The sequence below is a fragment of the Staphylococcus equorum genome (genome assembly GCF_029024965.1).
GTDB lineage: Bacteria > Bacillota > Bacilli > Staphylococcales > Staphylococcaceae > Staphylococcus > Staphylococcus equorum.
This window is the reverse complement of the sequence record NZ_CP118982.1, coordinates 1,950,143-1,972,560: the sequence shown is the minus strand read 5'-3', so window position 1 is coordinate 1,972,560 and position 22,418 is coordinate 1,950,143. Positions and strand designations below refer to the sequence as shown.

Here is a 22,418-nt window from a genome sequence, read left to right as displayed (position 1 = left end):
TATATTTGAGTAGCTCGATGATCAACAATTTTCTTTATGCTTATTGCCATTAAGATAACTCCACTTCTTGTTTAACTTTAAACAATCCAAAAAGTGGCATTCACTAGAAATATACGATGGAAAAGTACGGAATATTGTATAATCAGTCGGAAAATTGATATTATGACGGAGAATACATTTCTAGTAAAGCACTTGTAATTTTTGCAAAATAAAAAGCTAAACGATGTTATTCGTTTAGCTTGACTATGCTTTGAAACTATTCGCATTACAAAAATGAAATAGTTAATTAAAGTGCTCGAAAGAAACTTAATCTTGAGATGTTATCTATATATGAATATATCAATTAGAATACTTGTTCTACTTCGATTACTCCTGGTACTTCTTCATGCAAAGCACGTTCAATACCTGCTTTTAAAGTGATTGTTGAACTAGGGCATGTACCACATGCACCATGTAGTTGTAGTTTAACAATACCATCTTCTACATCAACGAGTGAACAGTCACCGCCATCACGTAGTAAGAAGGGACGAAGTTTTTCAATTACTTCTGCTACTTGATCAAACATTGTTACGTTTTCAGTTGGCATGGAAATGCCTCCTTTCAAGTGAGTTATTTCATATTCTACTTATCTTTTTATTATAATAGAAATGTAAGGAAAAATCTATCAATCAATACAAAAGGGGAATGTTAAAATGAATAAAGCTAGTGTCATCGTTTATGGTGCAGATATTGTTTGTGCAAGTTGCGTTAATGCGCCAACAGCACGCAATACTTACGATTGGTTACAACCATTGTTAAAAAGGAAATATCCAGATGTTCAGTTTGAATTCACATATATTGATATTGAAAAAGATACTGAGAACTTAACAGATCATGACCAACAGTACATTGAACGCATTCAAGAAGATGAATTATTCTATCCATTAGTTACTATAAATGAAGAATATGTATCAGATGGTTATGTACAATTAAAAGATATAACGAAATTTATGGATGCGCATTAATCACATCCTATTTAGTCTTTCAATTAAATATTACGTTTTAAAAAGATAAAGCGCTTGAGACATCTTATTATAATGTCTTAAGCGCTTTATTGTCCAAATTTGTTTTTCATATTACTAATTTTGAGGAGAGAGTACTTTTTAACCGTTATGGTATTTATATAACCATAGCACGCCTGATTTTAAAATAGAAGCTAAGCGGCCGGTAACAGTTCGGTCCATTATATAAGCAAATCCTTTTTTATCCCCAAGTGAGCCGAGGAAACCTTGAACTTTAATTTCAGGCATTTTTTCTGGAAGTGCTTTACCTTGCCATTGTAATTTCATAACATCTGCAATTTGATCACCTTGTGCTTCAGCGAGCTGTGCACTTGGTGCGTGCGGTAATTCTGCACAGTCACCTACCACATAGACGTTTTTGTAGGTAGGCACTTGGTGATATTGATTTAAAATAACACGGCCACCTTTACTAATGTCTATTGGAAGGTTTCTAACTACCTCAACAGGTTGAATACCTGCAGTCCATACGACTAAATCTAATTCTTCAGGTACATCATTATTATAGATACAGCCTGGTTCTACGCGATTAATATCAGAGTTTGGTACTACAGTTACATCATTTTTCTTAAACCAATTTTCAATATATTGACTTAACTTTTCAGGAAAACGACGTAGAATACGTTCGCCTCTGTCATAGAGGTAGATTTTTAAATCTTCTCGACTTTCACGTAGTTCACTTGCTAATTCGATACCACTTAACCCAGCACCAACGATACCTACTTTGGCGCCATTTGGTAATTCGCTTAAATGGTGGAATGTCTCACGAGATTTAGATAATGTTTGAATACTATGTGTGTATTCTTCAGCACCTGGCACACTGTGATACTTATCTTCACAGCCTAAACCAATCACTAATTCATCATAATCTACTTTCGTATTGCCAACGGAAATAATTTGATCTTCTAAATCGATATCATTAATTTCTCCAAAAACATTGTTGATGCGATCAGAATCAGGAAAATTCATACGAACATCCTTATCAGATTTAGTACCAGCAGCCAACTCATAAAACTCTGGCTTTAAACAGTGGTAAGGCATACGATCAATTAATGTGACCGTATAATTTTCAGGAAGTGCAGATGGTAAAATATGTGACATGATGCGCATATTTCCATAGCCGCCACCTAATAAGACTAAGTTTTTCATTTGTGATACCCCTCTAGTAAAAATTGTATTGAGCATTAAGATAAAATGAGATGTATTTTATCTTCAACTCGTCAATGTAAGTTATTAAATATAATGTGGTTAAATCATATTTCGTCTTTCATCGATATACCAATTTTCTATAATCAGCTTACTTAGATATATTATAAGCCTTTTTGAATACTTCTACAAATAAAGTAGATACTTTATTATTTGTAATTACATTTAATTTGTAACAGAATTTATTATTTCATCTACTTAAGTAATAACGGCTTATTTTGACGCAATCTATTTGATAAATAAATGTGGCTAATTGATTAATTATACATCTATAATCAATTGTTTATTCTGGTTGATAAGACAGTATAAAAGTGTGGATTTTATAAGCTAGTATGTAGTCAACTATGTGCAGTGTTTGTTATAATTGCTTAATTGATAATTTATGAGAGGGTGTATTATGAATCCAATAATTGAGTTCTGCATTTCGAATTTAGCGAAAGGTGGGGACTACGTATATAATCAACTTGAAAATGACCCAGAAGTAGACGTATTAGAATATGGTTGCTTACAAAATTGTGGACTATGTTCAAGTGGGTTGTACGCACTAGTGAATGGTGATATCGTTGAAGGTGAATCGCCAGATGACTTATTACAAAAAATTTACGCACATATAGAAGAAACATGGATTTTTTAGGAGGTAATTATAATGGCAGTAGTTGAAATAACTGAAGCAGCAGCATATGAAGTAAAAGACATGTTACAGCAAAATGATATGGCAGATGGTTATTTAAAAATTAAAATAAATGGTGGAGGTTGTACAGGCCTTACTTATGGTATGTCAGCTGAAGCAGAGCCAGGTGAAAATGATGAAGTCTTGGAAGTCCACGGTTTGAAGATACTTGTAGAAAAATATGACAAACCTGTATTAGATGGTACTAGAATTGATTTCAAACAGTCACTCATGGGCGGCGGTTTCCAAATTGATAATCCAAACGCAATTGCATCTTGCGGTTGCGGTAGTTCATTTAGAACAGCCAAAGTTGCTGGTTCTCCAGAAGATTGTTAATTTAATTTTTAAAATTTAAAGGCTATAGTTCGCATAATATCCAAGGTGAGCTATAGCCTTTTATAAGTTTATGTGAAATAATAAACAATATGGGCATTAGCGCTTGAAAATAAGCTATAAAAACTATAAAATTAGTATTGGATAAAAAATGTCTTTTTTGTGAATTACTAATTAAAATATAGGGTATAGCAAAAGACTAAGGCAACAAAAAAATTATGAAAGTTTAGGTGAATGAAATGGCTCAAGATCGTAAAAAAGTATTAGTTTTAGGCGCGGGTTATGCAGGTTTACAAACTATTACAAAATTACAAAAGCAAATTTCAGCAGATGAAGCTGAAGTTACATTAATTAATAAAAATGATTACCATTATGAAGCTACTTGGTTACATGAAGCTTCAGCAGGTACGATTAGCTATGAAGATTTACTATATCCAGTTGAAAGTGTAGTAAACAAAGACAAAGTTAACTTTGTTAAAGCAGAAGTTACAAAAATCGACCGCAATGCTAAAAAAGTAGAAACTGACGCTGGTATTTTTGATTACGATATCTTAGTTGTATCATTAGGTTTCGAAACTGAAACATTTGGTATCAAAGGCATGAAAGACCATGCTTTCCAAATCGAAAACGTTTTAACTGCTCGTAAATTATCTCGTCATATCGAAGATAAATTTGCTAACTATGCATCTTCTAAACAAAAAGATGACAAAGATTTAGCTATTATTGTTGGTGGCGCAGGATTTACTGGTGTGGAATTCTTAGGTGAATTAACTGACCGCATCCCTGAATTATGTAATAAATATGGTGTAGAACAAGGCAAAGTTAAAATTACTTGTGTCGAAGCTGCTCCAAAAATGTTACCAATGTTCTCTGATGAATTAGTTAACCACGCTGTAAGTTACTTAGAAGATAGAGGCGTAGAATTCAAAATTGGTACTCCAATCGTTGCAGCTAACGAAAAAGGTTTCGTAGTAAAAGTTAACGATGAAGAGCAACAACTAGAAGCTAATACAGTTGTATGGGCTGCTGGTGTTCGTGGTAGCAATTTAATGGAAGAATCATTTGAAGGTGTTAAACGTGGACGCATCGTTACTAAACAAGATTTAACTATAGAAGGTTATGACGATGTCTTTGCAATTGGTGATGTTTCTGCATTTATTCCAGCTGGTGAAGAACGTCCATTACCAACAACTGCGCAAATTGCTATGCAACAAGGTGAACAAACTGCTAAAAATATTATAAATATTTTAGAAGGTCAACCAACTCAAGAATTTGAATATGTTGATCGTGGTACTGTATGTTCATTAGGTTCTGATGATGGTGTAGGCGTTGTTTACGGTAAAGATATTCAAGGTAAAAAAGCTGCTTTCATGAAAAAAGTTATCGATACACGTGCAGTTTACAAACTTGGCGGTGTCGGCTTAGCATTTAAAAAAGGTAAATTTTAATATAGCAATTAAATAATACAGGCGCATGCACTATGTGATTCTGTACTTAAAAAGACCTGTCTAGTAAATAGATAGGTCTTTTTATTAAATAAAAAAGCACTAAGCCATATAAACTGTAGTATTATTTTTAATAAAATAATGGATAGATAATGACACATTAAAAATATAATTGAAAAAGAGGGATGCGCAATGCAAGTAACAATGCAAAGCAATACTAATATTAACAATAAAACTTTAGTAGTTGGTGTGCCAGAACACTTGAATCAAATTAGTGAGTTAACTATAGAAGATGAAAATATAATTGAAAAATTAGAAGAACTAAAACGCAATCAAATTATTAATACAAATGTTGGGACAATTTCTAGTACACTGTTTTCATTAAATGGTAAAAAATTAAAACTCATCACAGTTGGTTTAGGCAATTTAAAAACAACAAACTATAGTGATTTTTTAAAAGTATTTGGCAACTTATTTCAATATTTAAAAAAAGATAGAATTACTCAGGCTTCACTCTTATTTGATACGTTTGGCTCTCAAGTAATTACGATAGATACGGTTGCAGAAATTTTAGGGCAACAAAGTGAACAAGCAACGTATCAATTTGATGGCTATAAAACGAATAAAATGCCGCCTTATCAACTTGATTTAGATATACATACAGAAAGTTCAGCAGTGCACACATTTGTTAAGCAAGGATTAATTATTGGTTCATCGATTAATTTAGCGCGCGATTATAGTAATATACCGCCTAATATATTAACACCAGGTTATTATGCTGAATGCATTCAAAATCACTTTAAAGATACAGACGTTGCTGTCGATATTAAAGATAGCGATACCGTACAACGTGAAGGCTTTGGATTGATACATGCAGTTGGTAAAGGTTCAAAGCATGGTCCTAGAGTTATTACACTTACATATAATGGAGGCAATGCGGATGCTGAGCCTATAGCACTTGTAGGTAAAGGTATCACTTACGATTCGGGTGGCTATTCTATTAAGCCGAAAATAGGCATGCAAACGATGAAGTATGATATGTGTGGTTCTGCGAATGTGATCGCAATGATTGAAGCAGCACGCCAATTAAAACTAAAAGTAAATATTGTAGGGGTTATTGCAGCTGCTGAAAATATGGTGAATGAAATAGCTATGAAACCTGACGATGTTTATACAGCGTTAAACGGTGAATCTGTTGAAGTATTGAATACGGATGCTGAAGGACGCTTAGTATTAGGTGATGCAGTATTTTATGCAAACCAATTTCAGCCACAAGTAATTCTTGATTTTGCAACTTTAACCGGCGCAGCTGTAGCCGCACTTGGTGAAGATAAAGCTGCAGTGTTTAAACATAACGCAGAACACCAGCTTGAGGCTATAATTGCTAAAGCACAATTAGTAGACGAATATGTTTTTGAATTACCAATGACCTCTACAGAACAAAGTTTAATCCATAAAAGTGAAGTCGCTGATTTAGTGAATCATACGAATGGTCATGGAAAAGCTTTGTTTGCTGCTACATTTATTAATCATTTTGCAGGTGAGACACCTCATTTACATTTTGACATTGCAGGGCCTGCAACAACTGAAAGCAACACATATAAAGGACCAAAAGGACCGACAGGCTATTTAATTCCAACTATTGTTCAATGGTTGCGCACATTAAAGTAAATGTTAAAGTAATTTAAATCATTTTGTTATTATTTTAATGGAAAACTCATAAATTATTTTATAGGGTTTTCCATTTTTCTATTTATAATATGAAAAACATGTAATAATCATTTGACAGTAGGTTATGAATTACCAATGAGCTAAAAATATGGAAACACATTGGATAAATGCCATTGACAATTGAAGTGGATATTGATATTATAAATTTCGTAACGCTTTAGTTCGATAACGTGGTAAAGGAGTCATGCTTTGTGATAAATGCAGTAGTTATAGCAGTCGTACTGATGATTGTCTTATGTTTATGTAGATTAAATGTAGTGATAAGTTTATTTATTGGTGCGCTCGTAGGTGGCTTAATTTCAGGAATGAATATCACTGAAATTGTGTCCGTATTTGGTAAAAATATAGTAGATGGTGCTGAAGTAGCACTTAGTTATGCCTTGTTAGGTGGTTTTGCAGCACTTATTTCTTATAGTGGCATTACCGATTATTTAGTGAATAAAATTATAGATGCTATTCATGCTGAAAATAGTAAAATGTCACGAGTAAAAGTGAAAATTATTATTATTGTTGCATTATTAGCGATAAGTATAATGAGTCAGAACTTAATTCCTGTACATATTGCATTTATCCCAATCGTTATTCCACCATTAATCAGTTTATTTAATGAACTTAATATCGATAGAAGACAAATAGCAATCATCATTGGCTTTGGTTTATGTTTTCCTTATGTTCTTATGCCTTTTGGTTTTGGACAGATTTACCACCAAATTATTCAAAGTGGTTTTTCAAAAGCAGATCATCCAATTGAAATGGGTATGATTTGGAAATCGATGCTTATACCATCGATAGGGTATATTGTCGGCTTGATTGCAGGTATATACTATTATAGAAAGCCAAGAAAATATATACAACGTGATGAAGTAAAAGATACAACTCACACTGAAATTAAACCTTATATACTTATAGTTACAGTAGTTTCCATTATCGCAACATTCCTTGTACAATTACTTACTGATTCAATGATATTTGGTGCATTAGCAGGTGTCCTAGTATTCTTTATTTCTAGAGCATATAAATGGACTGAATTAGATAAGAAATTTGTTGAGGGTATACAAATTATGTCCTTTATCGGTGTCGTTATTTTATCTGCAAATGGTTTTGCGGGTGTGATGAATGAAACAGGTGACATTTCTAAGTTAGTGAATGGCATAAGTGGTGTCATAGGAGATAATAAACTGATAAGTATTATTGTAATGTATTTGATTGGATTAGTTGTCACGTTAGGTATTGGCTCATCATTTGCTACGATACCTATTATAGCTACATTATTTGTTCCGTTAGGCGAATCTTTAGGATTAAGCACAATGGGGCTTATAGCTTTAATTGGTACAGCGAGTGCGTTAGGTGATTCTGGTTCGCCCGCAAGTGATTCAACACTTGGCCCAACTGCTGGATTAGACGTTGATGGTCAGCATGATCACATTAGAGATACGTGTATACCTAACTTTGTGTTTTACAATATACCGTTAATTATTTTCGGTACAATTGCTGCTATGGTACTATAAAGCTATTAAGTGGAAAACGGAGTGACAGCAATGACCAATATGTTAGAAGCGTTAAATATGAAAATAGAAAAAGAAGCACAGGGTTTGTTAATTATGTCTATGCCAGTAACGGATCAAGTTAAACAACCATTTGGCTATTTACATGGTGGTGCGAGTTTAGCATTAGGAGAGACAGCTTGTTCTATGGGTGCGGCATATTTAATCGATACGGCTCAATATGTACCATTAGGATTAGAAATGAATGCAAATCATATTGGATCTACTACAGAGGGTACAATTTACGCAACAGCATCTATCATACATGAGGGTAAGACAACACAGGTCTGGAATATAGATATTAAAGATGATACAGATAGATTAATTTGTGTCATGCGCGGAACAATTGCTATAAAGCCTCTGAAACGTTAATAATCAAAAAGCGCTATAAAGTTAATTATTTAACTTTATAGCGCTTTTTGATTTGCTTTTATTTTCAATTTCATCATAAGCTTCTGCAATACGAAGTGCTGCTTCACGTCCGCCCATAATATTGCGTGCAAATGGTCCAAGCACTAAATCAGCTAAACCACCTGTGACAAAGAGGTTAGGTAACCATTCTAAGGTTGGAGAAATATATGGCAAGCCGCAGGATGCTATAGGAGCTTGGAAGTGATTCGTAAGGTGCTTAATAATGGACTGCTGCATGATTGATTCTTTAAACCCTGTAGCTAATAAAATATGATCATAGCGCAAGCAATAATTTTCAGTGCAAATATGATGTTGTTGAATATCTGTAAGTTCATTGATATGCATATTCAATCTGTTTTGTTTGATGTACTTTTTAAGCCTTAATTCTAGTTCTTTAGGCATAGATCCTCTATGTCGCTCGCGTTTAATAATATCAAATCTTTGTTCAGAAGATTCAATGGCATTAAAAGAAGTCATATTTTTAGGACCGAGCCATCCTGGGTCTGCATCAAAATCATGTACATCTATGTGTTTATTCGTCCACAAGTGAATTTTATTGTTATTTTCTTTTAATAGTCTTAAGCATAAATGTGCAGCTGATATACCACTACCAACGACATGTGAAGTTTCCTGATAATAGGATTCATCGTTATCGAACACATGTGATATATCGGGTTGTTGTACAAACAGTTTAGGCGTGTATGGTTCATGATTACAGCCAAAAGCAATGATTAAATTATCTGTATGTACCCATTCATTATTGCTTAATTGTATTAACCATTGCTTGTCGTCTTTTTCTATTTTATTGACATAACTTTGTATATGACTTTGGTTTAATTCAAAGTGATGAATAAGCTCATGCGTATGATCCATAAACATATCACGGTTTGGTCGTTTGTAGGGACCATAAGCTGGATGTGTGTAGTGCATTTTCTTAGCATATTGTTTCAAATGAAATGGGTTAGGATGAACATGATGTACACATGGGGAACGTAAATAGGGCATGTCTATACGTTTAGTATAATTATTGAATTGTTCGCAGAGATTATGATGTGGGTCTATAATTTTTAAACGGTCACTTTTTAACCCCTTCGATCTTAGTTTGATAGCTATTGTAGCAGCATGCAAACCACCACCGATAATTGTCCAAGTTGTCATAAGTATTAAATCTCCTTTAAAACGAAATGATTACGATTTAATATATCATTAATTTTTATCTATGACAAATAGAAATGAACATACTGGTTAAAATTATCTTAATCTGTGTCTATAAATTATAAAAAAACACTCAGCTATTTAATGATAGCTGAGTGTTTCATAATATAGGGAAAAGCAATTTATATTAGATTTTTGTATCTTTTAACTCATCTTTTAAATCGTTACGTTTTGTTCGTTTTGAAGCGGGTGTATCTAAATTATATGCAGCTTTAACAATGAGGTGGCTTGATAATGGACCGGTAATTAAGATAAATAATATACCAATAAGTAACTGCATACTTGCGTAGCCTTCACGTCCAATAAAGAACAAGAATACACCACTAATTAATAACATAGCTCCTAATGTAGCTGCCTTACCAGCAGCATGTGCCCTTGAATAGACATCATCTAAACGTAAGAGTCCAATCGCTGCAAGTGCACTGATGAGTGAACCAAGGATAACTAAAATAAGTGCGATACTAATGACGATCGTCGTTATCATATTCAATCACCTTACCTTTATCCATATATTTCGCAAATACTGCTGTACCTAAGAATGCTAAAATGCCGATTAATAGGATGACGACCATTAAATATTTAGTGCCTAAGAACACACTGAATAATGCGACGATGGCCATAAGTTGAATACCTATTGCATCAAGTGCAACAACGCGGTCAGCTAGAGAAGGACCTAAGATTACACGCACAAGCATACCTAACATAGACAACGCTACGATGACTAATGCGATAATTAAGATTATATTGTAGTTCATCATTTTTCGCCTACCTCTCTAACGACTTTTTCAAGGGAGGATTTAATACCGTCCACTTCCTCCTCTTTAGTACTAAAATCAATACAATGTATATAAATTTCAGTACGATCATCACTTATACCCAACACTACTGTACCAGGTGTTAAAGTTATTAAATTAGATAATAACGCAATTTCCCAGTCTGTTTTCAAGTCAGTATTATAAGTGAAAAATGCTGGTTCATTGTCCATCTTAGGTTTAATAATAATACGTATCACATCTATATTTGCTTTTATTAATTCTATAATGAAAACAAAACAAAGTTTAATTATTTTATAAACTGTAATAATATAAAACCTTCCAGGTAAAATACCACGCATTAGGTATACTAATAATAGGGCAAATAAGTAGCCTAGTATAAAGTTATTAAAAGTATAACTCCCTGTTACAAACAACCAAAAAACGGATAAAAGTAAATTTACTAATATTTGGACTGCCATATTATTTTCCCCCCAATACGCCATCGATATAAACACTTGGATCATAGAACGCCTCTGCAGCATCTTTTATAATTGGATGTAGAAAGTCTGCAGATAATCCGAAAAGTACTGAAATTACAACTGATACAATAGCAATCGCAAGTATACCTTTATATTGTAATTTAGGATTGACTTTATATCCCTTTGATTCGCCAAAGAATCCTTGTAAGAATATGCGAATAACGGAATAAAGTACAACAAGACTTGAAAGCAGTATGACAATACCACTTAAATAGAAACCTTTTTCGAAGGTAGCCTGAACAATATAAAATTTACCATAAAAACCACTTAGTGGTGGTATGCCTGCTAAGCTAAGCGCTGCAATAAAGAATGTCCAACCTAAAACTGGATAGTCTTTAATGAGACCACTGTACTTACGTAAGTCATGCGTTTTAGTAATTTTGTACATAACACCAATTAAGAAAAACAGTGCTGCTTTAATTAACATATCATGTAACGTGTAATAAATAGCACCCATCATACCAGTTTGGGTCATCATAGCTACACCGACTAAAATAACGCCGACAGCAATCATAATATTGTAGATAATAATTTTCTTAGTATCAAAATAACTCACTGCACCTACACAACCAAAAATAATGGTTAATAATGCTAAGAAAAGAATAATGTAGAACGGAAAGCTTGATGTATCATGAATGAATAGACTTGATGTTCTGGCAATTGCATAGACACCAACTTTTGTTAATAATGCACCGAAAAAGGCAATGATTGCAATTGGTGGGGCGTAATAAGCACCTGGTAGCCAAATGTACATTGGAAAAACGCCGGCTTTTGTTGCAAATACAAAGATAAACATGATGAATATGATATTTACAATCCCAGTATCAGCAGCAGGTAGTTGTCCTAATTTTTCACCAATATCGGCTAAATTTAACGTACCAACTACCGAGTAGAGCATTGCTACCGCAATAACAAAGAAAGCGGATGATGTAACATTTATAAGTACATATTTTATTGTTTCACTTAATTGTACTTTCGTACCACCGATAACTAATAGAATATAAGATGCCAGTAAGAATACTTCGAAGAATACGAATAAGTTAAAAATATCACCTGTGATAAATGAACCTATGACACCTGTTAGCATGAACATTACTGCGAAGTAGTAGTAATACGTTTCACGTTCTATGCCCACTGATTGATAAGAATATAAAATAATCAGCATTGTTACGATTAAACTTGAAATCACGAGAAGGATACTAAATATATCGAGTACTAATACAATACTATATGGAGCTTCCCATGAACCAAGTTCTAAAGTTATAATCCCATTCTTTAATACGTTGTTTAAGTTAATAAATGCAAAAATTAATGTGACAGCTGTCCCGCTTAGTGCAACGTATCGTTTAATAATAGGGCGCTTACCAATGAACACAAGTGCAATAATAGTTAACATTGGTATGACGAGTAGTGAAATAATGAGATTACTCTCGATCATCATCTAGCACTCCTTTCATACTTTCTACGTTGTCAGTTCCTAACTCTTTATAACTTCTAAAGGCAAGTACTAAGAAGAACGCTGTTACAGAAAATGAAATTACAATAGCTGTTAAAATTAACGCTTGTGGTAGCGGATCTACATATGAAGTAATATCTTTTTCAAATATCGGTACTTCACCTTTTTTCAACCCACCCATTGTAATTAAAAATAAGTTGGCAGAGTGTGTTAAAAGGGTACTCCCAATAATGATACGTATCAAACTCTTAGAAAGAATGAGGTAGACGCTCATTGCTGTGAGGATACCACAAACAAATATCATTACTATTTCCATTACTCATCCTCTCCAATCGATAAGATTATAGTCATTATGGTACCGACAACCGCAAACAGTACGCCTAAGTCAAAGAATGTTGCTGTGTGCATTTCTATCGGTTGTAATATTCCTAAAGGTATTTCAAACGGTGTGTGCGTGAAGAAGTTTTTACTATAAAACCAACTCGCCATAGGTGTTGCTATACAAAATAGCAAACCAATGCCTATTAATATTTTGAAATCCCAAGGAAAGATTTTTTTCATAGTTTTAATATCAAAAGCCACAGTGATGATGACAAGCGCACTGGCTAATAACAGTCCACCTACGAAGCCACCACCTGGTGTGTAATGTCCTGCCAAAAATAAAGATAAACCAAACATTACGATGAGGAAGAAGATAACAACAGCTGAATATTGAAAGATTATATTATTCTTCTGTCTTTTCAATGTTTTTACCTCCTTCGTCATTTGTTTTATTACTTGTACGAAGTTTGATCATTGTATATACACCTAAACCAGCGATTCCAAGCACCGCAGATTCGAATAAAGTATCGGTACCACGGAAATCGACAAGTATAACGTTAACCATATTTGTACCGTGTGCTAAGTCATATACATGATCTTTGTAGAATTCAGAAATAGAGCTAAAATGTCGGTTACCATAAGCGATTAAGCCAAGTACAGTTACGACTGCACCCACACCAATAGAAATTAAAACATTTACAAGTTTGAATGAACGCGTCTCTTTATGTCTGTTTAAGTTTGGTAAGTGATAGAAACACAATAAGAATAACGCTGTAGAAATTGATTCAACTATAAACTGTGTTAAGGCTAAATCTGGTGCGCCAAAGAATATAAAGAATATAGCGACAGAATAACCTACAGCACTTGCCATAATGATGCTGAACAGTCGTGAACGTGCAAATATAATCATAGAAGCTGATGTAATTATAAGTACCACTATGATTAATTCAAATGGACGTACTTCACTCACGTCTTTAAAGTTAATACCAAATGGTGTGACTAATAATGTAGCTAAAGTAATTAAAATTAAAGAAATAAATATAATTACTAAGTTGTTACGCGTAAAACCAGTCACATAAGCATTTGTGAACTTACTTGAGTAACCTGGCGAATCATTACCGAACTTATCATACCAGTAATTGATTGTAAGTTTTGTAGGATGTGCGCGTAATAAGCGCACCCAATAGCCAAACGATAAAATTAGCAATATACCAACAATATATATACCAATGGTAGAGAAAAATGCTGGTGTAAAACCATGGAACATATGGAATTCTGCATGCGTTCCAGTACTTTGACTAATTGAATTAACAGCAGGTTCAATAATTGATCCCGTTAATATAGAAGGGAAGAACCCAAATACAATAACTAATATTGCTAAAATAGCTGGTGAAAACAACATTAGTATAGAAGCTTCATGTGCTTTTTTCGGTAAAGCATCTGATTTATGGCTACCTAAGAAGATTTGGCCAATAAATCTTATAGAATATACAAATGTAAATATACTACCGATAATTGCTATGATTGGAATTAATAAGCCAAGCGTATTTAAACTAAATAAGTTAACGTTTGTGACCTCAATCATACTTTCCAAGAACTTCTCTTTAGAAAGGAAACCGTTAAACGGTGGCACCCCTGCCATACTGAGTGAGGTGATTATGGTAATTGTAAAAGAAATAGGCATTACTGTTAGCAATCCACCTAATTTTTTTACATCACGAGTACCTGTACTATGGTCAATGGCACCAGCAATCATAAATAACGCACCTTTAAATGTAGCGTGATTTATAAGATGGAACACAGCAGCGGTGAACGCAGCAACATAAAGTTGACTTTCAGCACCTTCAAAATGATAACTTACTGCACCTATACCTAACATAGACATAATCATACCAAGTTGTGAAACGGTAGAAAATGCTAAGATACCTTTTAAATCTTGTTGTTTTGTAGCGTTTAATGACGCCCAAAATAGAGTAATTAAACCGACAGCAGTTACTGTCCAAATCCAACCTTGCGAAAGTGCAAAGATGGGTGTCATACGTGCTACTAAGTAAAGACCCGCTTTAACCATTGTAGCTGAGTGTAAGTAGGCACTGACCGGCGTTGGCGCTTCCATTGCATCCGGTAACCAAACGTAAAATGGAACTTGAGCAGATTTTGTCATCGCACCAATTAATACGAATATCATTGATAAAATGAAATACGGACTTGTTTGGATTTCAGATGCATTTCCAATAAGTTCTTGAATGCTTGTAGAGCCACCTGCGAGTGATAATAAAATAAGACCACCCAGTAGTGACAAGCCACCAAAGACAGTGACAAGCATTGATTTTTGAGCACCGTAAATAGATGCTTGTTTGTCACGCCAAAATGATATGAGTAGAAAACTAGAAAATGAAGTTAACTCCCAAAATAGATATAACATAATAATATTATCAGATAAAACAACACCTAACATTGCACCCATAAAGAGCAAGAGATAACAATAAAAATTCCCTAATTGCTCTTGTCGACTTAAATAACTTATAGAATATAGTACGATTAAACTACCAATGCCAGTTATTAACAAACTGAATAGTAATCCCAGACCATCAACATATAAATCGAAATTCATACCAAAATGAGGCATCCAGTTTGCTTTCTGCATTACGGTATTCCCTGACATGGTTGTAGAAATATATGAGAGGAAATATATAAATAAGACGACGGGGATAGGTAACACAAACCATCCTAAATGTATTCGTTTATGAAACCGATATACAAATGGAATAATGAGTGCAAATATTAACGGTAGAAGAACCGCTATATGTAACAAACTCATTATTTTATCCTCCTTTAAAAATAGTATAAGGTTATTATACATGAATTAGACTATTCTGAAAAACATGGCTAACCCATGAAGCACATGAATTTAATGTTTATTTAAATAAGAAGAAACGCAGTATTTTTATTCAAAATTTTGTTTATATTGAATTGCGTAATCTTTCTTAAGTTGCTGTAAATTCTCGAGTGATTTCTTTGCATGTAACGTATCCTGATCTTTTAATTCAAGTTCCAGTTTAGTGATTGCTTGTTGTAGTGATTGTTCATAAGGTAATTCGTCTTCTGTGAATGATTTAAGATGCGATTTAGTTGTATAGCGCTTTTCAAAATGACTTAACGCTTTACGCTCATGAAAAAATACATTTTCAGTTTCAGTTGGGCTATGTAAATCACCTTGTTTTGGGTGTTTGATAACTTGTTCCACTTGTACTAAGACTTGATTTTCATCTTCTTCCTTTATTATGACACCGTAACTTCCAGTTTTATGTGCAAAACGATATAACATAATTCAATACATCCCTTCATTTGTGTTAGAATACATATATCATCTTAACATGAAATGGAGAATAAAAATGACGAACTATCCTCAGTTAAATTCAGAAATAAACGGTAACGAAATTAAAATGGTATTACACACAAATAAAGGAGATATGACATTTAAATTATTACCTGACGTGGCACCAAAAACAGTGGAAAACTTTGTAACACATGCTAAAAATGGTTATTACAATGGTGTGACTTTCCACCGTGTAATTAATGACTTTATGGTACAAGGCGGAGACCCAACAGCAAGTGGCATGGGTGGCGAAAGTATTTATGGTGGCGCATTCGAAGATGAGTTCTCACTTGAAGCATTTAATTTATATGGTGCTTTATCGATGGCAAACTCTGGTCCAAATACAAATGGATCTCAATTCTTCATTGTCCAAATGACAGAAGTACCTGAATCAATGCTAAGTCAATTAGCAGATGGTGGTTGGCCAGAACCGATTGTTAAAGCATACGGTGAAAATGGTGGTACACCTTGGTTAGATCAAAAACATACAGTTTTTGGTCAATTAATAGATGGGAAAGCAACATTAGAAGACATTGCAAATACAAAAGTAGGCCCTCAAGATAAACCAGTACATGATATTACAATTGATTCAATTGATATCGAAGAAAACCAAAAGTAAGCGAGTAAGAAATGATAGTTTTGCAATTATAAGCAGAATATAAAATATAATATATAAAACAGGTTCAATCGAACACCCAATTTAGTAATTTTATGTTGAGTGTGAAGTTGAGCCTGTTTTTTTTATTGAAAGTACTTTACAAGTTAACAATGTAATTAAACGTATTGAAAATAGGTAGACACATTTTTATGTATGCATTTTTTATAGTCTAGCAATTTTAAGTGTTAAATGAGAGTAGATACTTGCTATACATAGAAGGTTCAGGTTTTTATTTTGTTGAATTATTGTATGGAATATATAAAATGTGAAATTTTTCTATTAAATGTTAGTACCAAGTTATAATATATGCTATTATAATAGTGTTAAGTAAAACGAAATAAGGGGTTATCACGTTGAATAATCACTATACAGTAGGTCAACATATCAAAGTTCGTGTGACTGGTATTCAACCGTATGGCGCTTTTGTAGAAACCCCGGACAATGCTGAAGGATTAATCCACATATCCGAAATTATGGATGATTACGTCCATAATTTGAAAAAGTTTTTATCAGAAGGACAAATTGTAAGAGCGAAAGTGATTTCAATTGATGATGAAGGTAAACTGAATCTTTCTTTAAAAGATAATGACTATTTTAAAAATTATGAACGTAAGAAGGAAAAGCAATCAGTATTAGATGAAATTAAAGAAACCGAAAAATATGGGTTTCAAACAATTAAAGAACGCTTGCCGGTTTGGATTAAACAGTCCAAAAACGCTATTAAAGATGAAAAAACATCTTTAACAAGATACTGACATTTCGATAAGAAATGTCAGTATTTTTTTATTGTGAAGAAGATATAATCAAAAATTACATGCGTGAGCATATTTATTTATCTTTATAGTTTAGGTAGTTAGAATTAACAAGCACTCAAATAGTGTGGAAAAAAAGCGATATGGTATTTTACTTAGGAGGAATAATTGTAATGGATAAAAAATTTCAACCATTATTTGAAAAGCTCACATTACCTAATAAAGTTGTATTAGAAAATAGATTTGTCTTAGCTCCGCTAACACACGTATCTTCTAATGATGATGGGTCGATTTCAAATGAAGAAGTAGTATATATGGAACAACGTTCAAAAGATGTGGGATTAGCTATTTCTGCTGCTAGTAATGTAACAGATTTAGGTAAAGCATTTCCTGGACAACCTTCTGTAGCACATGATTCAAATTTAGAAGGGTTGAAACGATTAGCTGAGGCAATGAAGAAAAATGGATCTAAAGCTGTCGTTCAAATCCATCATGGTGGTGCCCAGGCATTACCTAATTTAACTCCTAATGGAGATGTAGCTGCACCGAGTCCAATTTCATTAAAAAGTTTTGGAGAACAAGAAGAACATCATGCACGTGAAATCACTGTTGAAGAAATAGAACAAACAATTAAAGCGTTTGGTGAAGCGACACGAAGAGTGATTGAAGCTGGTTTTGATGGCGTAGAAATTCATGGTGCTAACCACTACTTAATCCATCAATTTGTCTCACCTTATTACAACCGTCGTAATGATGAATGGGGCGAAGATCCTTATAAATTCGCAAATGCAGTTGTTGATGAAGTGACAGAAACAGTTAAACGTCACGGGAATAAAGATTTTATCGTTGGATATAGATTTTCACCTGAAGAAGCAGAAACACCGGGTATAAGCATGGAAATTACAGAAACGTTAGTAAAACATTTAATTGAAAAACCATTAGACTATTTACACGTTTCATTGATGGATATACATTCAAAAACGCGTGAAGGACAATATAAAGGTCAAGAACGTATTAAATTGTTATTACAATGGATTAATGGTCGTATGCCACTTGTTGGTATTGGTTCAATATTTACTGCGGAACAAGCAATTGAAGCGATTGAATCAACAAATGTAGAACTTGTAGCTTTAGGTAGAGAAATCTTATTAGATCACAATTTTGTTAGTAAAATTAAAAACGGTGAAGAAGATCAAATTATTTCTCATTTTGATCCAAATAGAAAAGACAAGCATCATTTACCACCAAAATTATGGGAACAGTTTAATAAAGGTTTCTACCCACTTCCAAGAACAGATAATAAATAGTATATAGAACATCAAGTAGTGTATTATCACAATTTTCCAAAGATATTGTGATTGATATGCTACTTTTTTAATTATAAATAAAAGTAAAATATTAGCAGCTTATAGATAAAATAAAACGAAAAATTCGGAAAAATAATTTAAAAATAACAATTATTATTATGGCTTCATCAAACTAATAGATATTGGGCAAGGTATTATTCATTAGTAATTATATATAATTACGAGTAAATAACAGTGTATATTTATTAATTTATCCACTGTTATAATGCATGAAGCTATGATTGAATATACAATTTTATGTAAAAATAATAAACGATATTTTATTTTTTAAATCAGACAAAATTATCTTGTGTAAACATAGGTAATTATGTCATTATATATGTAAGGGCTTACATATAAATCGAGTAGTTTAAAGATATGTTTAAAGCTTGATTTTTGTTGATGTATCAGCTTATAAGTCGCATGAAATGAGTAGTTTTAGAAAATGGTTTCAGTTGAACTCTAAATACGTTATGCTATGAACAAGTATCGTTTTAGAGTTTAAAAAGACTCTTAAATATTTTCAAAGGGGAGATATCATGTCAAGATCAAAAGAAATCATAGAAGTAACAAATCATTATGGAGCACAAAACTATGTGCCACTTCCAATCGTTATATCGGAAGCAGAAGGTGTTTGGGTTAAAGATCCCGAAGGTAACAAATATATGGATATGCTATCTGCGTATTCAGCTGTAAACCAAGGTCACAGACATCCAAAGATTATTCAAGCATTGAAAGACCAGGCAGATAAAGTTACTTTAGTGTCTCGTGCATTCCATAGTGATAATCTAGGCGAATGGTATGAAAAAATTTGTAAACTTTCAGGTAAAGAAAAAGCATTGCCAATGAACACAGGCGCTGAAGCGGTTGAAACTGCGTTAAAAGCTGCACGTCGTTGGGCTTACGATGTTAAAAATATAGAACCAGATAAAGCAGAAGTAATTGCATTCAATGGTAACTTCCATGGTCGTACTATGGCGCCAGTATCGTTATCATCAGAACCTGAATATCAACGTGGATATGGTCCATTATTAGAAGGATTTAATAAAGTTGATTTTGGAGATATTGAAGCTGTTAAAGGCGCAATCAACGAAAATACTGCTGCAATTTTAATTGAACCAATCCAAGGGGAAGCTGGAATCAATGTTCCACCAGAAGGTTACTTAAAAGCAATTAGAGAATTATGTGATGAACATAATGTCTTATTTATTGCCGATGAAATCCAAGCTGGTTTAGGTCGTTCAGGTAAATTGTTTGCTACAGACTGGGATGACGTTAAACCAGATGTATACATTTTAGGTAAAGCATTAGGCGGCGGCGTATTACCAATTTCAGTCGTATTAGCAGACGAAGAAGTATTAGGTGTGTTTTCACCTGGGTCTCACGGTTCTACATTTGGTGGTAATCCATTAGCTTGTGCAGTTTCAAATGCTGCATTAGATGTTATTATCGACGAAGATTTACCAGGACGTTCATTAGAATTAGGAAATTATTTCAAATCTGAACTAGAAAAAATAGATCACCCTGCAATTAAAGAAGTTCGTGGTCGCGGTTTATTTATCGGAATTGAATTAAATGAAGATGCGAGACCTTATTGTGAAGCATTAAAAGAAAAAGGGTTATTATGCAAAGAAACTCATGACACTGTGATCCGTTTTGCTCCACCACTTATTATTTCAAAAGAAGAATTAGACTTTGCATTAGACAAAGTAAGAAGCGTTTTCGAGTAAATTTATAGTTAAAAAATATAAGTTTTGAAAACTCTTTAAAAAGCGAAATGTTATGTTACAATTATCATGAAAGCGAAATCATTAGTTACGAAAAAGAGGCGAAATGAATCATGACTGAGAATAATAATTTAGTTACTTCTACGCAACAAATTATTAAAGAAGCATTGCATAAACTGGGATTTGACGATGGTATGTATGATTTAGTAAAGGAACCTTTAAGATTCCTTGAAGTTCGAATTCCTGTCCGTATGGATGATGGTACTGTTAAAACATTTACTGGTTATCGTGCACAGCATAATGATGCTGTTGGACCAACAAAAGGTGGAGTTCGTTTCCATCCAGATGTTGATGAAGAAGAAGTTAAGGCCCTATCAATGTGGATGACATTGAAATGTGGCATAGTGGATTTACCGTACGGCGGAGGTAAAGGTGGAATCATTTGTGATCCAAGACAAATGAGCATTCATGAAGTAGAACGTCTATCTCGTGGGTATGTGCGCTCAATTTCTCAATTCGTTGGACCAACTAAAGATATTCCAGCACCAGACGTATTTACAAACTCTCAAATTATGGCGTGGATGATGGATGAATATAGTTCATTAGACAAATTCAATTCACCAGGTTTCATTACTGGTAAACCAATTGTTTTAGGCGGTTCACAAGGCCGTGATCGTTCAACAGCTTTAGGTGTAGTAATTGCCATTGAGCAAGCTGCAAAAAGAAGAGGGCTAGACTTAAAAGGTGCACGTATGGTAATTCAAGGTTTCGGTAACGCAGGTAGTTTCTTAGCGAAATTCTTGTACGACATGGGTGCAAAAATTGTTGGTATCTCAGACGCTTATGGTGCATTACATGACCCAGAAGGTTTAGATATTGACTATCTGTTAGACAGAAGAGATAGTTTCGGAACAGTAACAAATTTATTTGAAGAAACAATTTCAAATAAAGAATTGTTCGAACTTGATTGTGATGTGCTGATTCCGGCAGCAATTACAAATCAAATTACTGAAGATAATGCAGCAGATATTAAAGCTGATATCGTGGTTGAGGCTGCTAATGGCCCAACTACACCAGCAGCAACACGTATCTTAACTGAACGTGGCATTCTACTTGTTCCTGATGTATTAGCAAGTGCTGGTGGCGTAACTGTTTCATACTTCGAATGGGTACAAAATAATCAAGGTTATTATTGGACAGAAGAAGAAGTAAACACTAAATTACGTGAAAAACTTATAACTGCTTTTGATACAATTTATGAATTATCACAAAATAGAAAAATTGATATGCGCTTAGCTGCGTTTATCGTTGGTATTAAACGTACTGCAGAGGCAGCTCGTTATCGTGGTTGGGCATAAAACGTAAAATAGAGTATAAATGGTTTAAATAGTTATTGATTTAGAAAAATAGAAAGTACCCACTATTAATTTTTAATAGTGGGTACTTTCTATTTATTACGAGTTTATTTTTTAGGAGAAACTTCCTTTCAAAATGTCGATTGAGTCTTATAACTTTATCGATATTTTTTGTTAGTATATTACATTTAATTATCCATTTTTCTAAGGCTATGAGTACTGGTAGAAACTTTAATCATATTTCAGTTAATGAATAAACATTTATTGTATTTTATATGCTCTCTTCAAAGTGGAAGTTTAAAAAGTGAAAAACTTTATTTTTTTTATGCTACACAAAAATCTATACTAAACTTATAATTGTTATTAACATTGATTTAATTTAAAATGCTATGTTATTTATTTTCCGAATTATCAGACTTGTCGTACTTTTTTAGTTATGCTATTGTAAAAAAGAATATTAATAGCTAAATAATTAACTCCACCTGATAAACTATATAAAGAAAAGGATGACGACCCG

The 22,418-nt window shown here is 33.4% G+C and carries 23 protein-coding genes; 12 read left to right on the top strand and 11 right to left on the bottom strand.

The window, feature by feature from the left end:
• Window positions 1–343 precede the first annotated feature (343 nt).
• The gene (locus tag PYW44_RS09460) at window positions 344–586 is read right to left on the bottom strand and encodes a NifU family protein (protein WP_002483816.1); all 243 of its coding nucleotides are present in this window, start codon (window positions 584–586) and stop codon (window positions 344–346) included.
• Window positions 587–692: 106 nt separating this feature from the next.
• On the opposite strand from PYW44_RS09460, the gene PYW44_RS09455 reads away from it, so the two are divergent.
• Window positions 693–1,004 carry a YuzD family protein gene (locus PYW44_RS09455; protein WP_002508155.1) on the top strand — a complete coding sequence of 104 codons (312 nt, stop codon included), beginning with the start codon at window positions 693–695 and terminating at the stop codon, window positions 1,002–1,004.
• Window positions 1,005–1,142: 138 nt separating this feature from the next.
• Here PYW44_RS09455 and PYW44_RS09450 read toward each other — a convergent pair whose 3' ends face one another.
• Window positions 1,143–2,207, bottom strand: coding sequence for an NAD(P)/FAD-dependent oxidoreductase (locus PYW44_RS09450; protein WP_002508154.1), 1,065 nt, complete (start codon window positions 2,205–2,207; stop codon window positions 1,143–1,145).
• 454 nt (window positions 2,208–2,661) lie between these two features.
• Here PYW44_RS09450 and PYW44_RS09445 point away from each other — a divergent pair, with 454 nt between their 5' ends.
• The 6 genes from PYW44_RS09445 (at window position 2,662) to PYW44_RS09420 (ending at window position 8,359) form a co-directional block, all read left to right on the top strand.
• Window positions 2,662–2,898, top strand: coding sequence for a YuzB family protein (locus PYW44_RS09445; protein WP_002512218.1), 237 nt, complete (start codon window positions 2,662–2,664; stop codon window positions 2,896–2,898).
• A gap of 12 nt (window positions 2,899–2,910) precedes the next feature.
• Entirely contained in the window at window positions 2,911–3,270 is a 360-nt protein-coding gene (locus tag PYW44_RS09440; RefSeq protein ID WP_002512219.1) for a HesB/IscA family protein, read from the top strand.
• Between the two features lie 236 nt (window positions 3,271–3,506).
• Window positions 3,507–4,715, top strand: a complete 1,209-nt coding sequence (locus PYW44_RS09435; RefSeq protein ID WP_115076018.1) for an NAD(P)/FAD-dependent oxidoreductase — start codon at window positions 3,507–3,509, stop codon at window positions 4,713–4,715.
• Window positions 4,716–4,904: 189 nt separating this feature from the next.
• Complete coding sequence (locus tag PYW44_RS09430; protein WP_071664952.1) at window positions 4,905–6,383, top strand: M17 family metallopeptidase; 1,479 nt, start codon at window positions 4,905–4,907, stop codon at window positions 6,381–6,383.
• 251 nt (window positions 6,384–6,634) lie between these two features.
• Window positions 6,635–7,951 (top strand): Na+/H+ antiporter family protein, encoded by a 1,317-nt coding sequence (locus tag PYW44_RS09425; protein WP_021339835.1) that lies wholly within the window; start codon window positions 6,635–6,637, stop codon window positions 7,949–7,951.
• Window positions 7,952–7,981: 30 nt separating this feature from the next.
• Window positions 7,982–8,359 carry a hotdog fold thioesterase gene (locus tag PYW44_RS09420; RefSeq protein WP_021339834.1) on the top strand — a complete coding sequence of 126 codons (378 nt, stop codon included), beginning with the start codon at window positions 7,982–7,984 and terminating at the stop codon, window positions 8,357–8,359.
• A gap of 21 nt (window positions 8,360–8,380) precedes the next feature.
• Here the strand turns inward: PYW44_RS09420 and PYW44_RS09415 are convergent, their stop codons facing one another.
• From PYW44_RS09415 to kapB, 9 genes are all read right to left on the bottom strand, one after another.
• Window positions 8,381–9,556, bottom strand: a complete 1,176-nt coding sequence (locus PYW44_RS09415; protein ID WP_021339462.1) for an NAD(P)-binding domain-containing protein — start codon at window positions 9,554–9,556, stop codon at window positions 8,381–8,383.
• 184 nt (window positions 9,557–9,740) lie between these two features.
• Window positions 9,741–10,097, bottom strand: a complete 357-nt coding sequence (locus PYW44_RS09410) for a Na+/H+ antiporter subunit G1 (protein WP_002508146.1) — start codon at window positions 10,095–10,097, stop codon at window positions 9,741–9,743.
• Complete coding sequence (locus tag PYW44_RS09405) at window positions 10,075–10,368, bottom strand: Na(+)/H(+) antiporter subunit F1 (protein WP_031266039.1); 294 nt, start codon at window positions 10,366–10,368, stop codon at window positions 10,075–10,077. Before PYW44_RS09405 ends, PYW44_RS09410 begins: the two co-directional genes overlap by 23 nt.
• Complete coding sequence (locus tag PYW44_RS09400; protein ID WP_021339463.1) at window positions 10,368–10,847, bottom strand: Na+/H+ antiporter subunit E; 480 nt, start codon at window positions 10,845–10,847, stop codon at window positions 10,368–10,370. Before PYW44_RS09400 ends, PYW44_RS09405 begins: the two co-directional genes overlap by 1 nt.
• Before the next feature lies 1 nt (window position 10,848).
• A complete protein-coding gene (locus PYW44_RS09395) occupies window positions 10,849–12,345 on the bottom strand; it encodes a Na+/H+ antiporter subunit D (protein ID WP_046465130.1) in 1,497 nt (498 codons plus the stop codon).
• Window positions 12,332–12,679 (bottom strand): Na+/H+ antiporter Mnh1 subunit C, encoded by a 348-nt coding sequence (gene mnhC1 / locus PYW44_RS09390; protein ID WP_002508142.1) that lies wholly within the window; start codon window positions 12,677–12,679, stop codon window positions 12,332–12,334. The genes PYW44_RS09395 and mnhC1 overlap by 14 nt, the downstream gene beginning before the upstream one ends.
• Entirely contained in the window at window positions 12,679–13,107 is a 429-nt protein-coding gene (locus PYW44_RS09385; protein WP_002512223.1) for a Na(+)/H(+) antiporter subunit B, read from the bottom strand. The genes mnhC1 and PYW44_RS09385 overlap by 1 nt, the downstream gene beginning before the upstream one ends.
• Window positions 13,088–15,505 (bottom strand): Na+/H+ antiporter subunit A, encoded by a 2,418-nt coding sequence (locus PYW44_RS09380; protein ID WP_069828077.1) that lies wholly within the window; start codon window positions 15,503–15,505, stop codon window positions 13,088–13,090. The genes PYW44_RS09385 and PYW44_RS09380 overlap by 20 nt, the downstream gene beginning before the upstream one ends.
• 126 nt (window positions 15,506–15,631) lie before the next feature.
• Window positions 15,632–16,012: a sporulation phosphorelay system protein KapB gene (gene kapB, locus PYW44_RS09375; protein WP_115076017.1), complete on the bottom strand. Its 381-nt coding sequence runs from the start codon at window positions 16,010–16,012 to the stop codon at window positions 15,632–15,634.
• A 67-nt stretch (window positions 16,013–16,079) separates the two neighbouring features.
• Between kapB and PYW44_RS09370 the strand changes: the two genes are divergently transcribed.
• From PYW44_RS09370 to PYW44_RS09350, 5 genes are all read left to right on the top strand, one after another.
• Window positions 16,080–16,682 carry a peptidylprolyl isomerase gene (locus PYW44_RS09370; RefSeq protein WP_021339466.1) on the top strand — a complete coding sequence of 201 codons (603 nt, stop codon included), beginning with the start codon at window positions 16,080–16,082 and terminating at the stop codon, window positions 16,680–16,682.
• 392 nt (window positions 16,683–17,074) lie between these two features.
• Entirely contained in the window at window positions 17,075–17,476 is a 402-nt protein-coding gene (gene ygs / locus PYW44_RS09365) for a S1 domain-containing post-transcriptional regulator Ygs (RefSeq protein WP_002508137.1), read from the top strand.
• Between the two features lie 170 nt (window positions 17,477–17,646).
• Window positions 17,647–18,780, top strand: a complete 1,134-nt coding sequence (locus tag PYW44_RS09360) for an NADH-dependent flavin oxidoreductase (RefSeq protein WP_056935412.1) — start codon at window positions 17,647–17,649, stop codon at window positions 18,778–18,780.
• Window positions 18,781–19,358: 578 nt separating this feature from the next.
• Window positions 19,359–20,549 (top strand): ornithine--oxo-acid transaminase, encoded by a 1,191-nt coding sequence (locus PYW44_RS09355; RefSeq protein WP_002508135.1) that lies wholly within the window; start codon window positions 19,359–19,361, stop codon window positions 20,547–20,549.
• A 110-nt stretch (window positions 20,550–20,659) separates the two neighbouring features.
• A complete protein-coding gene (locus PYW44_RS09350) occupies window positions 20,660–21,904 on the top strand; it encodes a Glu/Leu/Phe/Val family dehydrogenase (protein WP_002508134.1) in 1,245 nt (414 codons plus the stop codon).
• Window positions 21,905–22,418 lie beyond the last annotated feature (514 nt).

Bases quoted from the DNA above. Each gene is read 5' to 3' on its own strand.
- PYW44_RS09430 (WP_071664952.1), top strand. From the start codon at position 4,905: ATGCAAGTAACAATGCAAAGCAATACTAATATTAACAATAAAACTTTA.
- PYW44_RS09460 (WP_002483816.1), bottom strand. From the start codon at position 586: ATGCCAACTGAAAACGTAACAATGTTTGATCAAGTAGCAGAAGTAATT.
- PYW44_RS09400 (WP_021339463.1), bottom strand. From the start codon at position 10,847: ATGGCAGTCCAAATATTAGTAAATTTACTTTTATCCGTTTTTTGGTTG.
- kapB (WP_115076017.1), bottom strand. From the start codon at position 16,012: ATGTTATATCGTTTTGCACATAAAACTGGAAGTTACGGTGTCATAATA.
- PYW44_RS09445 (WP_002512218.1), top strand. From the start codon at position 2,662: ATGAATCCAATAATTGAGTTCTGCATTTCGAATTTAGCGAAAGGTGGG.
- PYW44_RS09410 (WP_002508146.1), bottom strand. From the start codon at position 10,097: ATGATAACGACGATCGTCATTAGTATCGCACTTATTTTAGTTATCCTT.
- PYW44_RS09380 (WP_069828077.1), bottom strand. From the start codon at position 15,505: ATGAGTTTGTTACATATAGCGGTTCTTCTACCGTTAATATTTGCACTC.
- PYW44_RS09370 (WP_021339466.1), top strand. From the start codon at position 16,080: ATGACGAACTATCCTCAGTTAAATTCAGAAATAAACGGTAACGAAATT.
- PYW44_RS09355 (WP_002508135.1), top strand. From the start codon at position 19,359: ATGTCAAGATCAAAAGAAATCATAGAAGTAACAAATCATTATGGAGCA.
- PYW44_RS09395 (WP_046465130.1), bottom strand. From the start codon at position 12,345: ATGATCGAGAGTAATCTCATTATTTCACTACTCGTCATACCAATGTTA.
- PYW44_RS09350 (WP_002508134.1), top strand. From the start codon at position 20,660: ATGACTGAGAATAATAATTTAGTTACTTCTACGCAACAAATTATTAAA.
- PYW44_RS09415 (WP_021339462.1), bottom strand. From the start codon at position 9,556: ATGACAACTTGGACAATTATCGGTGGTGGTTTGCATGCTGCTACAATA.
- PYW44_RS09360 (WP_056935412.1), top strand. From the start codon at position 17,647: ATGGATAAAAAATTTCAACCATTATTTGAAAAGCTCACATTACCTAAT.
- PYW44_RS09455 (WP_002508155.1), top strand. From the start codon at position 693: ATGAATAAAGCTAGTGTCATCGTTTATGGTGCAGATATTGTTTGTGCA.
- PYW44_RS09405 (WP_031266039.1), bottom strand. From the start codon at position 10,368: ATGAACTACAATATAATCTTAATTATCGCATTAGTCATCGTAGCGTTG.
- PYW44_RS09420 (WP_021339834.1), top strand. From the start codon at position 7,982: ATGACCAATATGTTAGAAGCGTTAAATATGAAAATAGAAAAAGAAGCA.
- PYW44_RS09450 (WP_002508154.1), bottom strand. From the start codon at position 2,207: ATGAAAAACTTAGTCTTATTAGGTGGCGGCTATGGAAATATGCGCATC.
- PYW44_RS09440 (WP_002512219.1), top strand. From the start codon at position 2,911: ATGGCAGTAGTTGAAATAACTGAAGCAGCAGCATATGAAGTAAAAGAC.
- mnhC1 (WP_002508142.1), bottom strand. From the start codon at position 12,679: ATGGAAATAGTAATGATATTTGTTTGTGGTATCCTCACAGCAATGAGC.
- PYW44_RS09435 (WP_115076018.1), top strand. From the start codon at position 3,507: ATGGCTCAAGATCGTAAAAAAGTATTAGTTTTAGGCGCGGGTTATGCA.